Genomic DNA, 14,830 nt, shown 5'->3' with positions numbered 1-14,830 from the left:
ATGCGTTGCAAGGCATGGAGCTTTCTAAAAGCTATTGATGTTGCGTATCAGGCGTACGCATCGCGATCTAAAACATCACATGACGCGTCAAACACATCGCCAGTTCTGATATGGGAAAGATCCAAATCAATTTTCTTTGAAGGTGCGGACGTCAATACATTGAAAACAATCATTTAAACGCGCAAATGCAGAGACCAAATTGGGTCGCAAATACATCCCCAAAAGGGATGTTGTTTTTCAAATTTTGGGAATGGTACCCGCGGGCGGACTCGAACCGCCAAGCCTGTTACAGCGGGGGATTTTGAATCCCCTGTGTCTACCAATTCCACCACGCGGGCAGATCGAAACCAGTCTGATTTGCCGCAGTGGCGTGACTGTTTGTTTCGTCGTGAGAGCGATTTACCGAAGCGCGCGGCGGTCCACAAGAGGTATCTGACAGTTCTTTAAAAAAAATGTCATTTTATTTTCACGCGCTTCGATTTCTTGGTGTTTTGGCGCCTGCTGCCCGCGGCCCCGCACTTTCGCGATGGACTTCTGCAAACGTGATGCTTGTTTCACATTACCGTTAGCATCTTCGTTCCCTCTAGAAAAAGCGGTTGCGCGGCCTTGACCCTAGGGCGCCAATGCGAGTTAAAGAACGCAATGACGATTTAGGGACCATAGGTATATGTTGAAACGGCTTTACGACTGGACGTTGGCGATGGCACAGCATCCGCACGCGCTTTGGGTGTTGGCGTTGGTGGCATTTGTCGAAAGCTCGGTGTTTCCTATTCCCCCAGATATCTTGATGATTCCTTTGATTGTCGCGCGCCCAAAAGACGCGTTCAAAATTGCCGCGATTGCAACACTCGCTTCGGTTGCTGGCGGGATGCTAGGGTATTATATCGGGTATGGTGCGTTTGAGAGCATCGGCAAGCCGGTGCTCGAGTTCTATGGCAAAGACGCCTACTTTGATGAATTTGCTGCAAAGTATAACGAATATGGCGCTTGGGCTGTTTTGATCGCCGGAGTGACGCCCTTCCCCTACAAGGTTATCACGATCTTGTCGGGTGCGACGGCGCTGTCCCTGCCTGTCTTTATCGCAGCATCTGTATTTGCGCGGGCACTGCGCTTTTTTGTTGTTGCGACCTTGTTGTGGAAATTTGGCGAGCCCATTCGCGATTTCATTGAAAAGCGGTTGGGCTTGATGTTCACCCTGTTCGTAATCTTACTCGTGGGCGGCTTTGCCGTAGTGAAATACCTATGAAAACTTTGACACGTAAACAGTTGGTTGCCTTGGCCGCAGGTGGATCTTTGGCGCTTTTGTTGGGTGCATTCTTTTTCCAAGCGCTTGGATATGCGCCGTGCAAAATGTGCCTGTGGCAGCGGTGGCCGCATGCACTCGCCATCTTGGTTGGTGCTGCTTACTTGGGCGTGAAAACGCGCGTTTTGCTTTGGTTCGGTGCAATTGCCGCTGCGATTACGTCTGGCCTTGGGGCTTACCACACGGGTGTAGAGCGCGATTGGTGGGAGGGGCCGACCTCTTGCACCGGTGGAGGTGATGCTTTGTCTGGCCTGACAGGAGGCGACCTTTTGCCTGGCTCTGCAGTGGATGTGATCGTGATGTGCGATGAAGTCGTTTGGCAATTTCTGGGCCTGTCGATGGCGTCGTATAATTTTGTGTTTTCAGCGCTTTTGGCTGTGATTTGGATCATGGCCGCGCGCAAACCCGCGTAAGGGCGTTGTGAAGGGGGTTAGATCGCCCCTCAGGGGCAATGAGCCATTGCACCCTATATGCTGTCTGGGGTAGAGTTCAGGTCAACGATATATAGACCTCATAACAACCACAGGCGGACATCGTGAGCGACACTCCACAAACTCCTGAATCCGAAGACGAAACACCCCGCGAACCGATGTTCCACGACGGGCCAAACATCTCGATCACGGCTGAGATGAAAAGCTCCTATTTGGACTACGCGATGAGCGTGATCGTGTCGCGTGCTATTCCGGATTTGCGCGATGGTTTGAAGCCTGTGCACCGCCGCATTTTGTTTGCCATGTATGAGGCGAATAACACCCACGAAAAGTCGTACCGCAAATCAGCGCGCGCCGTGGGTGATACAATGGGTAAATACCACCCGCATGGGGACAGCGCGATCTATGACGCCTTGGTACGCATGGCGCAGGACTTTTCGATGTCCCTGCCCTTGCTTGATGGCCAAGGTAACTTTGGGTCTATGGATGGCGATACTGCGGCTGCGATGCGTTACACCGAAGTGCGCATGGACAAGTCCGCGTCCTATCTGTTGGCAGACATTGACAAAGACACCGTCGATTTCACGCTGAACTATGACGGCAAAGACAAAGAGCCAACAGTGCTGCCGGCGCGTTACCCGAATATGCTAGTGAACGGTGCTGGTGGTATTGCTGTTGGCATGGCCACAAACATTCCGCCACACAACTTGGGCGAAGTGGTCGATGCGACACTGGAAATGATCGACAACCCCGATATTTCCATGGAACGCTTGATGGAGATCGTTCCTGGTCCAGATTTCCCAACAGGTGGGATTATGTTGGGCCGTGCAGGTGCGCGCAAAGCCTATCTAGAGGGACGCGGCTCCGTGATTATTCGAGCGAAAACCCATGTCGAAGAAATTCGCAAAGACCGTTACGCCATCGTTGTAAACGAGATCCCCTATCAGGTGAACAAATCGACGATGATCGAAAAAATCGCGGAACTTGTGCGCGATAAAAAGGTCGAAGGCATCGCCCACGTTCAAGACGAATCCGACCGCGTTGGCGTGCGGGTGGTGGTCGAGCTGAAACGCGACGCAACGCCCGAAGTGGTTTTGAATCAGCTGTTCCGCTTTACGCCGCTTCAGACGTACTTTGGCTGCAACATGCTTGCGCTGAACGGTGGTCGCCCTGAACAGCTTACACTGCGTGATTTCTTGACCAACTTCATTTCGTTCCGCGAAGAAGTTGTGGCACGTCGCACAGCCTTTGAACTGCGCAAAGCGCGTGACCGCGCGCATATTTTGTGTGGCTTGGCCGTGGCTGTAACCAATGTTGACGAAGTTGTTGCCACCATTCGCGCCTCTGCGGATGCGGCTGAAGCGCGGTCTAAGTTGATGACACGTCGCTGGCCTGCGCATGACATCGCCGAATACATCGCATTGGTCGACGATCCGTCGCACACCATGAATGATGACGGCACCTACAATCTGTCTGAAACCCAAGCGCGCGCCATTTTGGAGTTGCGCTTGCAGCGTTTGACACAGATTGGTGTGAAAGAAGTCACCGACGAGTTGCGCGAATTGGCTGGTAAAATCAAAGATTATCTTGAGATTTTGGCCTCGCGCGAACGTATCATGGCGATCATTTCAAACGAGCTGTTGGAGGTAAAAAACCTATTCGCCGTGCCGCGCCGTACAGAGATTGTGGACTGGTCAGGCGATGCAACAGATGAAGATCTGATCGAAAAAGAAGACATGGTGGTGACCATCACCTCTTCCGGTTGGGCCAAACGCACCCCTCTTGCTGATTACCGCGCGCAAAAACGTGGTGGCAAGGGCGTGTCTGGCATGGCCACCAAAGACGAAGACGTGATCACCACGTTGTTTGTCGCCAATACCCACACGCAGCTATTGTTCTTTACGGATGACGGCATGGCCTACAAGCTGAAAACATGGCGCTTGCCACTGGGTGGTCGCACCGCCAAAGGCAAACCAATCGTCAACATTCTGCCCATTCCAACAGGTGTTGGTATCGCTGCGATCATGCCTGTGGACCGCGACGAAGTCGAGTGGGATGATCTACAAGTGATCTTTGCCACCTCCAAAGGTTCTGTGCGTCGCAACCGCCTGTCTGATTTCACTAATGTGAAATCCAACGGCAAAATAGCAATGAAATTTGAAGGTGACGATGAAGGCACCCGCCTGATCAACGCACGCATTTGCGACGAAAATGATGATGTGATGCTGGTCACTTCTTCTGGTCGCGCTATCCGCTTCCCAGTGACAGATGTGCGGGTGTTCAACTCGCGCGCTTCATTGGGTGTACGTGGTATCAAGATGACTGACGATGAAGTCGTGTCTATGTCTGTGATCCGTCACTTCGAAGCAGAAGCCTCTGAGCGCACCGCGTATCTCAAAATGCGCCGCGCGCAGGCCGGTGGTGACGAGATTGAGAACACAGAGGATGATGAGGACGCCGTTGAGGGTTCAATCACGCAAGAACGGTTCGAGGAAATGAAAGCAGCCGAAGAATTGCTGGTGACGATTTCCAAAGGCGGTACTGGCAAATTGTCATCTAGCCACGATTACCCAGTGCGCGGACGTGGCGGCATGGGCGTGACAGCCATGGATAAAGCCATGCGCGGCGGTCCTCTTGTGGCCTCTTTCCCTGTGACCTTGGACGATCAAATCATGTTGGCCACATCCAAAGGCCAATCGATCCGTTGTCCTGTTAAAGGGATATCATTCCGCTCACGTTCAGCTGGCGGCGTGAAGGTCTTTGACACGGGCAAAGGTGAAGAAGTTGTGTCCGTCGCATATATCGCAGAAAGCGATGACGACGACGAAGGCGACGTAGACTCTTAAGTATGTGGAAATGTTGTTTAAAATTGTAATCAATCGGGAATGCGTTTTTCCTGATTGATTGCCAAAAACTGTTGCGAATTAACAACTTTTTAACCGCGATTGCCCTCGCTCTTCTCGTTATGTATATTTCCCCAACGTCATCAACTATGAAACCTAATTATATTGTTCGATGATGATGTAGTGCTGAGCTCACTCTGCGTATGGAGATACCTATGAAAAAGTTTTTGTTTGTTCTTGCGAATGTCACCGCAGTATCCGCTGCGCCGCAGATCGCACACGCAACGTTTCTGAATACAAGCCTGAGTTACAGTCATATTTCCGAGGATGGCGCGGACGCGAACAGCGTCACGGGAAAATATATGTATGAGCGTAACTTTGGAAATATTTCTGTCAGCGGTGGTATTGTCGGAAGCAAATTGTCGTCCGATGGGTTCGACTCGCGCTCAAATGAATACTCCGCTGCAATTGGCATAAGCATTAACCCAGCCCTGACAGTGTTCGGTGGTGTCTCGAGTTTTGATATTGATGGGGACTTTGAAATTGATCAATTCCTCACATATTCACTTGGCGCGGAATATCTCATCGACGAGTTCACAATTGGCGCGGCAGTTTTAAACTCTGATTCAACTGAAATGGACTTGGACGCAACGCAGATATACGTCGATTACAATACCCCGAAAACCAAAGCTTATGCATCAGTTTCGTTTGTCGGTGATGAAAACATTATACAACTTGGGGCAGCTCGTGACACTGCTCAGTATGAAGCCAAAGTTGATGCGCTCAGATTCGATGAGATCGGCATATATTCAGCGGCATTCTCGTACAACATCCAACCCCGCACGCGTCTGAACGTTGGCTTGGAACACTGGAATGTCGATGGCGACAAGCTAAACAAAGCATCTATTGGTGGTGGCTACATGGTAGTTGATAACATCTGGTTTGATGTCGGCTATCAAAACTACGATGCCGACGGTGCATCTGCTGACGGTGTTTCACTGAAAATCTCATACGATTTGGGAACCGGCCGACTGCGCGCCATCGACCGCATTCAGACCTACTCTTTTCTCAATCCAAACAGTTTCTTTGTGAACTAACTTCCCACGTGGTTAGATGTTCATGAATTGTTAAAGGGTCGCTTCTGGCGGCCCTTTTTGCTTTTATATGTGGCTCAATCGAGCTACATCCCCCTTATGACACAAACACTTCACATCGTTGGCGGCGGCATGGCCGGATCAGAGGCAGCTTGGCAAGCTGCCAATTTGGGCGTTTCAGTGGTTATCCACGAAATGCGGCCCAAGGTTGAAACTTTTGCACACCAAACTGGCAATCTCGCCGAAATGGTATGTTCAAACTCATTCCGTTCGGACGACAGCGAACAAAACGCTGTTGGCCTTTTGCACTGGGAAATGCGTGCAGCGAATGGTTTGATCATGGCTGCAGCAGAACAACACCGCCTGCCCGCAGGTGGCGCATTGGCTGTTGATCGCGATGCCTTTGCCGAGTTTGTAACAGCCCAAATCAACGCGCATCCGAAAATCACCGTCGAATACGGTGAAGTGAACAGCTTGCCTGACGATGGCATTTGGATTTTTGCGACGGGCCCGCTCACATCCCCTGCGCTTGGCGAAGCCATTGCTCAAGAAACGGGCACGGACCGTCTGGCGTTCTTTGATGCGATTGCACCGATTGTCTACGCTGACAGTGTCAATATGGACGTGGCTTGGATGCAATCCCGCTACGACAAGGGCGAAACTGAGGAAGAGCAAAAAGCCTACCTCAACTGCCCGATGACCAAAGACCAATATGAAGCGTTTATCGACGCTTTGGGGGACGCTGACAAAACCGAATTTCACGAGGGTGAAACCGCGGGCTACTTTGATGGGTGTTTACCGATTGAAGTCATGGCGGAACGCGGCCGTGAAACCTTGCGTTTTGGACCGATGAAACCAGTCGGTTTGACCAATGCGCATGATCCAGAAAACAAGCCTTATGCCGTTGTGCAACTGCGCCGCGACAACAAACTGGGCACGCTGTATAATATCGTCGGATTCCAGACAAAAATGAAATACGGCGCACAAGCCGAAGTATTCAAAATGATCCCTGGTCTTGAGGACGCGAAATTTGCCCGCTTGGGTGGCATCCATCGAAATACATTCCTCAATTCCCCTACATTACTTGATGATCAGATGCGATTGAAATCAAAGCCAAATATTCGATTTGCAGGGCAAGTCACCGGTGTTGAGGGCTATGTAGAATCCGCAGCTATGGGTCTTTTGGCGGGTCGTTTAGCGGCAGCCGAAATCCTTGGTAAAGAGCTTACCACGCCAGCCGGTACAACTGCCATGGGTGCACTCATCCACCACATTTCCGGTGGCGCGGAGGCCAAAACCTTCCAGCCGATGAACGTGAATTTCGGATTGTTCCCGCCAGTGGAAGGTCTCAAAGGTGGTCGTCGCGGTCGTAAAGATCGTTACAAAGCCTACACAGATCGCGCAAAAACTGTTTTTACAGAATGGCTTGAGGCGCAAAGCTAATGTCTTACGTGACCCGATTTGCACCGAGTCCGACAGGACCGCTGCATCTCGGGCACGCCTATTCCGCCATTCTTGCACATGACAAAGCCCGCGCCGCACATGGTCGCTTTCTTCTGCGGTTTGAGGACACGGATTTGGAGCGCTCGAAGCCTGAATACGTCGCGCAGACTATCGACGATCTGACGTGGTTGGGACTGACTTGGGATGAAGAACCGCTATTTCAATCAGAGCACCTAACCGTTTATAATCAGTATCTTGAAGACCTAAGCGCACGAGGTTTGACCTATCCTTGCAAATGCAGTCGCAAAGATATTGCCGCTGCTCTTGCCGCCCCGCAAGAAGGCGTACCACATCACCTGTATCCACAAACCTGCAAGTCTCGCGCTCTAACAGAACGCGGCCCCAAAGACGCGCTACGCCTCCACATGGATCGTGCCTGTGATGCCATTGAGGGGCAAAACCTCTGGTTTGACGAACTGGGTCCATCGCACAAAGGACGCTATTCACTCGATAGAACGGCGCTTTTGCGGGATGTGGGTGATATTGTGGTGGGTCGCAAGGACATCGATACAGCCGCGTATTTCATGGCCTCGGCCATCGATGACGTGCGTCAGGGCATCACTGATGTGGTGCGCGGCGAGGATTTATTCGAGTTCACGCAAGTGCAGGTCTTACTGCTGCACCTGCTCGGGTTTCAGGCCCCAAAATACGATCACCACACTCTGATCCGCGATGAAAATGGCAAACGCTTGGCCAAACGGGACGATGCGCGCGCCCTGTCAAAATTTCGCGCCGAAGGGGCAAGCCCAAATGATATCAGACAGTTGGTTGGCCTAAGCTAGCGTTTAGTCAACCATTGGCTTCATCAGTTCAACTGTCTCGCCGTCCCGTACAGCTGTGTAAAAACAAGACCGACGATTGGTGTGACAGGCTGGACCTGTTTGATTGACGGTGACCAAGATACAGTCCTGATCACAATCATAGCGAAAATCGACCAGCTCTTGCACATGACCAGAGCTTTCGCCTTTGATCCAAAACGACTGACGCGAGCGCGACCAATAGGTCACCTTGCCGGTTTTCAAAGTCATTGCCACAGCGTCCGAATTCATCCAGGCCAGCATCAAAACTTCGCCAGTTTCAGAATCTTGCGCGATGGCGGGAATGAGACCTTTGTCATCATATTTTAGAGAGTTCGGGTCAAAGCGCATCGCGGGTCCTTTCCATGAGCTACGGCATGTCTTATCTAAGTCGCAAGTCGTTGAAAGGCAAACCATGTCTACAGATCTTGCTGCACTCTATTCAGGTCGCCTTTTGGCGCTGGCTGCTGATATTCCACACTTGGGGCGCTTGGACGCGCCCGATGTCACGATCCGTGAACGTGCGCCGCTGTGTGGATCAACTGTCACCGTCGATATAACTGCGGAAAATGGGCGTATCACGGATTTCGCGCAAGATGTGAAGGCCTGTGCACTGGGGCAAGCTGCAGCTGCTGTTGTGGGGCAAAACATCATCGGGCGCACGCTGGATGAAGTCACACAAGCCCGCAAAGAATTCATAGCTTTTCTCAAAGAAGATGGCCCCGCGCCAGCCCCACCTTTCGATGGATTTGAGGCATTGCTGCCCGCGCGTGAGTATAAAAATCGACATGCGTCGATCTTATTGTCCCTCACAGCCGCGCAAAAGGCTTTGGCTGAAGCGTCCTAGTATCGCAGAAAATTGCCCCTACTGGTTCGAAAAAAACGCCGCACTTCTAAATGAAGGCGGCGTTTGAAGTTGAGATCTAAGCGACAGTTCCGTGGGATGAGGATCCACGAGCGGACAGGAATAGGTAAGATGCCAGCAACGTCGCTTGGGACATGAGACGTCGATCGCCCGCTTAGATCATGGGCAGAAACTTAGAAAAATGCTGGGACCAAAAGTCCCCCAAATAAAATCACCAAAAGGGCGGTTGCGCCGATCATATCTTCGACAAGATGGCCTCGTGAGCGCTCAACAACGGATTTGATATCGCGGATCATGGTGTCGTCCTTTCGAGAAGTTAATAGGTTGTTGCCTATTTGTTCTCATTTATACGAACGCTTGTAAAGAACTTTTTAAGAACATTAGTGAACAAAGTTTTGACGCAGTGCCTAACCTATTGAAATCAAACGAATGGCTTTGTCTTTTTCCATAAGCCAAAGAAGAACGCGTACAGAACGCCCCCGCTCGCTCGTAAGATCAGGATCATCGTGCAGCAGTTTTCGCGCATCACTTTGCGCAAGGGCCATCAATGCGGACTGTGTTTCGATGTCCGCAATTTGAAACCGCGGCATCCCAGATTGAGCCGTTCCGATCACATCACCAGCCCCGCGCATCGCAAGGTCTTCCTCAGCGATGCGAAACCCATCTTCGGTCTCACGCAACACTTCCAAGCGGCGCCGACCGGTTTCTGTCAAAGGTGCTTGATAGAGCAACAAACAGGTCGATGCGACGGTGCCGCGCCCGACACGACCGCGCAGTTGGTGCAACTGAGCAAGGCCGAAATGTTCAGCCCGCTCGATCACCATGATCGACGCGTTAGGTACATTGACCCCTACCTCGATCACGGTCGTCGCAACCAATACGGCCAGATCACCTGCTACAAACTGTGCCATCGTTCGATCTTTTTCGTCCGCAGGCATTTGACCATGCACCAGCCCAACGCGCCCTTCACCAAGCGCGGCGCGCAGGTGCTTGAACCGCTCTTCAGCCGCCATCAGGTCCGTGACCTCACTCTCACCGACCAAAGGACAGACCCAATAGGCCTGCTTTCCTGCCGCAATTGCAGCGCCCAAATGGCTCACGACGTCATCCATGCGATCCGTCGCACTCAGTGCGGTTTTGATCGGCGTCCGCCCTGCTGGCTTTTCGTCCAAAATGGACACATCCATATCGCCATATTGGGCCAATGAAAGAGACCTTGGAATTGGCGTCGCAGTCATCACCAACATGTCTACGAAATTTCCCTTTTGCGCCAAAGCCATGCGTTGGTTCACGCCAAACCGATGTTGCTCGTCCACGATGGCAAGTCGCAAATCCTGATATGCGACGTCTTCTTGGAAAGCCGCGTGCGTCCCAACAAGAATTTGAATATCACCGTTTTTCAAAGCTTTGAGCTTGGCTTGACGCTCGCTGCCTTTGTCTCGACCAGTGAGGAGCTCAAGAACAACGCCGGCCTTTTCAGCAAGCGGGCGCAAATCATCCAGATGTTGTCGGGCCAAAATTTCGGTGGGGGCCATCAAAACACCCTGCCCGCCAGATTCGACCGCCACCAACAACGACATTAGCGCCACCAGCGTTTTCCCTGATCCAACATCGCCCATCAAAAGACGGTTCATTCTGTCTTGTGACGCGAGATCATTTTCAATCTCTTCCATGGCACGCCCTTGCGCGCCAGTGGGTTTGAACGGCAACGCCGACAATACTTTCGCGCGCAGTGCTCCAGTGCCGACCGAAGGCCGTCCGGGTTTTGCTTTAAGTGTCTTTCTGGCCAAGGCGAGTGTCACCTGATGTGCAAAAAGCTCGTCATAGGCCAGCCTTTGGCGCGCGACCGATGTTGGGGAAAGTTCATTTTGGCTCAGAGGCTTATGTGAGCTCTTTAACGCCGTTATGAAAGACGGCCAACCTTCGCGCGCACGCAAAGCGGGGTCGATCCATTCGGACAACTCAGGCGTCCTATCGATGGCGTCAGCACAGGCCTTGGCCATCGTTTTCTGTGTCACACCGGCTGTCAGGGGATAAACTGATTCAAACTGTGGAAGATCGTCTTCTTTCTCTGACGCCAAAATGTGGTCTGGGTGCGGCATCTGAATTTGCGAGTCGTAGAACTCAATTTTGCCCGAAACCAACCGCGTTTCCCCGACGGGCAGCTGTTTTTCGATCCATTCAGATGATCCGCGAAAAAACACCAGTTGGAATTCGGTCTGACTGTCTTGCACGAACACCCGATGCGGCAGCCCTTTACGGCTTGGCATAAGATGGCGCAAAACCGTCACTTCAACTGTCACAACGTCCCCCGCGACCGAGCCAACGACGGACGGCGTACGGCGGCGATCAATCAGAGCATGCGGCAGCACAAACAACAGATCCCTGGGGCGTTCAACAGACAGACCACTCAATGCTTTTGCCGTCTTTGGGCCGACGCCTGCCAGCGTTTCCAGTTTGGCAAAAAGAGGGAAAAGGGATTCGGGCCGCGTGCTGCTCATGGGGCATTTATAAGGTCGAGCCAGCCGTCCTCATCCAAGGTCAATATTTTGAGTTCAGCCGCCTTTTTCGCCTTTGAACCCGCGCCAGGCCCTGCAACCAAGATGTCTGTTTTCGCAGAGACTGAGCCGGACACCTTGGCCCCAAGGCTTTCTGCCTTGGCTTTCGCCTCAGCGCGGCTCATTTTTTCGAGCGTGCCAGAGAACACAATCACCTTGCCCGTGACAGGACTGTCACTGGCAGGTTTTTCAGCGTCTCGAATTGTTAAGACAGACACCAAACGATCTATTGATGCGCGCTCGGCCTCTTGGTGAAATGCAGTGATCAATGATCCCGCCATCACCGCGCCGACGCCGTCAATTGCCATGAGTTCATCCCACTCTGCGCCTTCGCCCACTGTCGCATTGGTCATTGCGGTTTCAAAGGCAGTCCAGTTGCCATAATTCAACGCCAACAACGCAGCAGAGCTGTCGCCCACGTGACGAATTCCGAGCGCGAAGATCAGCCTTGAGAGTTCAATCTCGCGCTTGGCTCGTATCGCTGTGAATACTTTTTGCGCCGACTTTTCACCCCAACCATCGCGGTTTTTCAGCTGCTGCAGCCCAGACCCGAAACGATCTTCAAGCATAAAGATGTCATAGGGTTCTTTGATCCAGCGATCATTATAGAACTGCTCCACCTGTTTCGCGCCAAAACCGTCGATATCAAACGCCCCGCGTGACACAAAGTGCTTCAGCTTTTCAATGGCTTGAGCCGGACAAATGATTCCACCAGTGCAACGGTGTACCGCGTCGCCCTCTTCGCGGATCGCATCAGATCCACACTCAGGACAGGTTGTCGGGAAGGCAAACACCTGCTCAGATCCGGTGCGCTTTGAGGTGTCTACATCGGCAATTTTGGGAATGACGTCACCCGCACGATAGACCTGAACCCAATCACCGATGCGGATGTCTTTACCATCGCGAATTTCGGCGCCCTTGCTGTCGCGGCCTTCAATGTAATCTTGGTTGTGAAGTGTCGCATTGGAAACCACGACCCCGCCAACCGTGACAGGTGTCAAGCGCGCAACAGGGCTGAGTGCGCCAGTGCGCCCGACTTGGATATCAATGGCCTCAAGACGCGTCCATGCCAATTCAGCGGGGAACTTGTGGGCAACGGCCCAACGTGGCGTTGTAGACCGAAACCCAAGGCGTTCTTGCAACGCAAGGTCGTTCACTTTGTAAACGACGCCGTCGATGTCATAGCCAAGCGTCGCGCGTTGTTCTTCGATACTTTTGTAATGCGTAATCAAGTCTTGAGGCGATTGGCATAGCTTGGTCCAAGGGTTAACCGAAAACCCAAACGCTTTAAGAGCGTTAATTGCCTCCATTTGCGTCGTCGCGAGGGGCTCTGACAATTCGCCCCAAGCATAGGCAAAGAATTCGAGTGGGCGTGCACGCGTGATGCTCGCGTCAAGTTGACGTAGACTACCTGCTGCAGCGTTGCGTGGGTTTGAGAAAATCTTTCCGCCCCGCTCTTTGTGACGCGCGTTGAGATCCGCGAAATCCGCGTGGCTCATGTAGACTTCGCCCCGTACTTCTAAGATTTCAGGTGCGTTCGCGATATGATGCGGAATGTTGTCGATGGTTTTGGCATTGTCGGTGACGTTTTCACCTGTCTCACCGTCACCGCGCGTTGCAGCATGAACAAGGTGCCCCTGTTCGTATCGAAGGGATAAAGACAGGCCATCAATCTTGGGCTCAGCCGTATAGGCCAACGGATGTTCGGTGCCCAAGAACTTACGGATCGAAGCATCGAAATCAACAATATCAGTGTCGTCAAAAGCGTTGGAGAGCGACAGCATACGAATGGCGTGCGTTATTTTTCCAAAGCCGGAACTTGGGGCTGCACCTACTTGCTCGCTTGGGCTATCGTCGCGTTTTAGATGCGGAAATTGCGCCTCGATCGCGTCGTTTCTCAACTTCAGAGCATCATAGTCAGCGTCGATCAGTTTGGCATCGGCCGTATAGTAGTCCTTATTTGCAGACAACAAAACTGACGCCAAACGCGCAAGCTCTTCACGCGCTTGCTCTTCAGTCATGTTTTCAACAGCGACGTCTGCAGACATAAAAAAACCTCTCCGACTTTGTGTCTCCAATTGTTTAGGAGAGCAAAGCGAAGAGGTCTAGTCGGAGTTTGCAACGAAACCAACAGAAATACAGAAAACCGAACTGTCGTTTAAGCGCTCTTAGGCGCCAATCGCCATGGGTGCGTCCATTTCGACAGGCACTGGATCGCGCAAAACGTATCCACGCCCCCAAACGGTTTCGATGTAGTTTTCGCCATTCGTGGCGTTCGACAGTTTTTTGCGTAATTTACAAATAAACACGTCGATGATTTTGAGTTCGGGTTCGTCCATGCCGCCATAAAGATGATTTAGGAACATCTCTTTGGTCAAAGTTGTTCCCTTGCGCAGCGATAGCAGTTCAAGCATTTGGTATTCTTTGCCTGTCAGATGCACAGGCGTTTTGCCAACCGACACCGTTTTGGCATCAAGGTTTACGTCGATCGCGCCCGTGGCGATGATAGATTGTGAATGACCTTTGGAGCGACGGATAATGGCATGGATACGCGCCACCAGTTCCTCGCGATGAAAGGGCTTTGTCAGATAGTCGTCTGCACCAAACCCGAAGCCTTTCACTTTGTTTTCGGTGTCATCCGCTCCTGAAAGAATCAGAATCGGTGTTTCCACGCGCGCCAGTCGCAATTGGCGCAGCACCTCATGGCCGTTCATATCAGGCAGACCAAGGTCCAATAGAATGAGATCGTAGTCATAGAGTTTGGCAAGATCGATGCCTTCCTCACCCAAATCTGTCGTGTAAACGTTGAGATTTGCGTGCGTGAGCATCATTTCGATGCTCTTCGACGTTGTAGGATCGTCTTCGACGAGAAGAATACGCATGATCTATGCACTCCGTTGCTAATTTTGTTCGAGCCAGTGTTCACCCTAAATATGAATCAAAAATGGTTAACCACACGTTACTGGCATGAACAATTTAGCATTAACAACCTAAGGTTGTCTATATTTTTGGACTGCAGTGGCCTTTAGAGCCGCTTCACCGTGCAATTGAACGGCATTTTCCCACGATTTATACTCTTCTTCGCTCAAGCCATAAATTTTTAGCGCCTCTGTCAGCGGCAGCAGACCATATGAAACAGCCTTAACGATAATTGCCTTGCGCGATGCAACCCATCGGCGCGTGGTTGGCGACGGAAGATCCGCTCGGGTCACAATACTGCCATCGGGCAGTGTTACGGCACGCGGGCCTTCTACTTTTTTCAGATACATGGGCCTCACCCTCATCAACTTTGCACATTTGTTGTGAAGGATTGTTCTTAATGGGTGGTGAAACCGAAAATAGAGAATATATAGGATTTTCATAACTTTTGAGCTAGTTCTGGAAAGGTCTCGGTCATGACCACTGCTTCAGGTGCCGTAACGCATCCCATCAATTC

Annotated in this window: 13 protein-coding genes and 1 tRNA gene; 7 read left to right on the top strand and 7 right to left on the bottom strand. The window is 51.8% G+C overall.

What is annotated here, in order from left to right:
- Positions 1-251 precede the first annotated feature (251 nt).
- Positions 252-338 (bottom strand) — tRNA-Leu (locus tag ABF287_RS02825).
- Between the two features lie 329 nt (positions 339-667).
- Between ABF287_RS02825 and ABF287_RS02820 the strand changes: the two genes are divergently transcribed.
- The 6 genes from ABF287_RS02820 to gluQRS all read left to right on the top strand — a co-directional run bounded on the left by ABF287_RS02820 (position 668) and on the right by gluQRS (position 7,956).
- Complete coding sequence (locus ABF287_RS02820; protein WP_347183514.1) at positions 668-1,246, top strand: YqaA family protein; 579 nt, start codon at positions 668-670, stop codon at positions 1,244-1,246.
- Positions 1,243-1,716 (top strand): disulfide bond formation protein B, encoded by a 474-nt coding sequence (locus ABF287_RS02815; RefSeq protein WP_347183513.1) that lies wholly within the window; start codon positions 1,243-1,245, stop codon positions 1,714-1,716. The genes ABF287_RS02820 and ABF287_RS02815 overlap by 4 nt, the downstream gene beginning before the upstream one ends.
- Positions 1,717-1,838: 122 nt before the next feature.
- The gene (gyrA, locus tag ABF287_RS02810) at positions 1,839-4,580 is read left to right on the top strand and encodes a DNA gyrase subunit A (RefSeq protein WP_347183512.1); all 2,742 of its coding nucleotides are present in this window, start codon (positions 1,839-1,841) and stop codon (positions 4,578-4,580) included.
- Between the two features lie 212 nt (positions 4,581-4,792).
- Positions 4,793-5,674: a porin gene (locus ABF287_RS02805; RefSeq protein WP_347183511.1), complete on the top strand. Its 882-nt coding sequence runs from the start codon at positions 4,793-4,795 to the stop codon at positions 5,672-5,674.
- Positions 5,675-5,770: 96 nt separating this feature from the next.
- Positions 5,771-7,114 carry a methylenetetrahydrofolate--tRNA-(uracil(54)-C(5))-methyltransferase (FADH(2)-oxidizing) TrmFO gene (gene trmFO / locus ABF287_RS02800; protein WP_347183510.1) on the top strand — a complete coding sequence of 448 codons (1,344 nt, stop codon included), beginning with the start codon at positions 5,771-5,773 and terminating at the stop codon, positions 7,112-7,114.
- On the top strand, positions 7,114-7,956 hold the full coding sequence (gene gluQRS, locus ABF287_RS02795) for a tRNA glutamyl-Q(34) synthetase GluQRS (protein ID WP_347183509.1): 843 nt from the start codon (positions 7,114-7,116) through the stop codon (positions 7,954-7,956). Before trmFO ends, gluQRS begins: the two co-directional genes overlap by 1 nt.
- Before the next feature lie 3 nt (positions 7,957-7,959).
- Here gluQRS and hisI read toward each other — a convergent pair whose 3' ends face one another.
- Positions 7,960-8,322, bottom strand: a complete 363-nt coding sequence (gene hisI, locus ABF287_RS02790; protein ID WP_347183508.1) for a phosphoribosyl-AMP cyclohydrolase — start codon at positions 8,320-8,322, stop codon at positions 7,960-7,962.
- A gap of 64 nt (positions 8,323-8,386) precedes the next feature.
- On the opposite strand from hisI, the gene ABF287_RS02785 reads away from it, so the two are divergent.
- The gene (locus tag ABF287_RS02785; protein WP_347183507.1) at positions 8,387-8,818 is read left to right on the top strand and encodes an iron-sulfur cluster assembly scaffold protein; all 432 of its coding nucleotides are present in this window, start codon (positions 8,387-8,389) and stop codon (positions 8,816-8,818) included.
- 191 nt (positions 8,819-9,009) lie between these two features.
- Here ABF287_RS02785 and ABF287_RS02780 read toward each other — a convergent pair whose 3' ends face one another.
- The 5 genes from ABF287_RS02780 to ABF287_RS02760 all read right to left on the bottom strand — a co-directional run bounded on the left by ABF287_RS02780 (position 9,010) and on the right by ABF287_RS02760 (position 14,663).
- On the bottom strand, positions 9,010-9,132 hold the full coding sequence (locus tag ABF287_RS02780) for a hypothetical protein (RefSeq protein ID WP_347183506.1): 123 nt from the start codon (positions 9,130-9,132) through the stop codon (positions 9,010-9,012).
- A gap of 111 nt (positions 9,133-9,243) precedes the next feature.
- Positions 9,244-11,337 carry an ATP-dependent DNA helicase RecG gene (recG, locus tag ABF287_RS02775; RefSeq protein ID WP_347183505.1) on the bottom strand — a complete coding sequence of 698 codons (2,094 nt, stop codon included), beginning with the start codon at positions 11,335-11,337 and terminating at the stop codon, positions 9,244-9,246.
- The gene (gene ligA, locus ABF287_RS02770; protein ID WP_347183504.1) at positions 11,334-13,442 is read right to left on the bottom strand and encodes an NAD-dependent DNA ligase LigA; all 2,109 of its coding nucleotides are present in this window, start codon (positions 13,440-13,442) and stop codon (positions 11,334-11,336) included. Before ligA ends, recG begins: the two co-directional genes overlap by 4 nt.
- A 120-nt stretch (positions 13,443-13,562) precedes the next feature.
- Positions 13,563-14,276: a response regulator transcription factor CtrA gene (locus ABF287_RS02765; protein WP_347183503.1), complete on the bottom strand. Its 714-nt coding sequence runs from the start codon at positions 14,274-14,276 to the stop codon at positions 13,563-13,565.
- Positions 14,277-14,384: 108 nt separating this feature from the next.
- Positions 14,385-14,663, bottom strand: a complete 279-nt coding sequence (locus ABF287_RS02760; RefSeq protein ID WP_347183502.1) for a DUF1153 domain-containing protein — start codon at positions 14,661-14,663, stop codon at positions 14,385-14,387.
- Between the last annotated feature and the right edge of the window lie 167 nt (positions 14,664-14,830).

This window comes from Pacificibacter sp., assembly GCF_039769035.1.
In the GTDB taxonomy this organism is placed as follows: Bacteria; Pseudomonadota; Alphaproteobacteria; order Rhodobacterales; family Rhodobacteraceae; genus Celeribacter.
Note: the sequence above shows the minus strand (reverse complement) of the source record. Positions and strands in the feature narration are given on the sequence as shown.

Bases quoted from the DNA above. Each gene is read 5' to 3' on its own strand.
- ABF287_RS02780 (WP_347183506.1), bottom strand. From the start codon at position 9,132: ATGATCCGCGATATCAAATCCGTTGTTGAGCGCTCACGAGGCCATCTT.
- recG (WP_347183505.1), bottom strand. From the start codon at position 11,337: ATGAGCAGCACGCGGCCCGAATCCCTTTTCCCTCTTTTTGCCAAACTG.
- trmFO (WP_347183510.1), top strand. From the start codon at position 5,771: ATGACACAAACACTTCACATCGTTGGCGGCGGCATGGCCGGATCAGAG.
- hisI (WP_347183508.1), bottom strand. From the start codon at position 8,322: ATGCGCTTTGACCCGAACTCTCTAAAATATGATGACAAAGGTCTCATT.
- ligA (WP_347183504.1), bottom strand. From the start codon at position 13,442: ATGTCTGCAGACGTCGCTGTTGAAAACATGACTGAAGAGCAAGCGCGT.
- ABF287_RS02820 (WP_347183514.1), top strand. From the start codon at position 668: ATGTTGAAACGGCTTTACGACTGGACGTTGGCGATGGCACAGCATCCG.
- ABF287_RS02760 (WP_347183502.1), bottom strand. From the start codon at position 14,663: ATGTATCTGAAAAAAGTAGAAGGCCCGCGTGCCGTAACACTGCCCGAT.
- gluQRS (WP_347183509.1), top strand. From the start codon at position 7,114: ATGTCTTACGTGACCCGATTTGCACCGAGTCCGACAGGACCGCTGCAT.
- ABF287_RS02765 (WP_347183503.1), bottom strand. From the start codon at position 14,276: ATGCGTATTCTTCTCGTCGAAGACGATCCTACAACGTCGAAGAGCATC.
- ABF287_RS02805 (WP_347183511.1), top strand. From the start codon at position 4,793: ATGAAAAAGTTTTTGTTTGTTCTTGCGAATGTCACCGCAGTATCCGCT.
- ABF287_RS02785 (WP_347183507.1), top strand. From the start codon at position 8,387: ATGTCTACAGATCTTGCTGCACTCTATTCAGGTCGCCTTTTGGCGCTG.
- ABF287_RS02815 (WP_347183513.1), top strand. From the start codon at position 1,243: ATGAAAACTTTGACACGTAAACAGTTGGTTGCCTTGGCCGCAGGTGGA.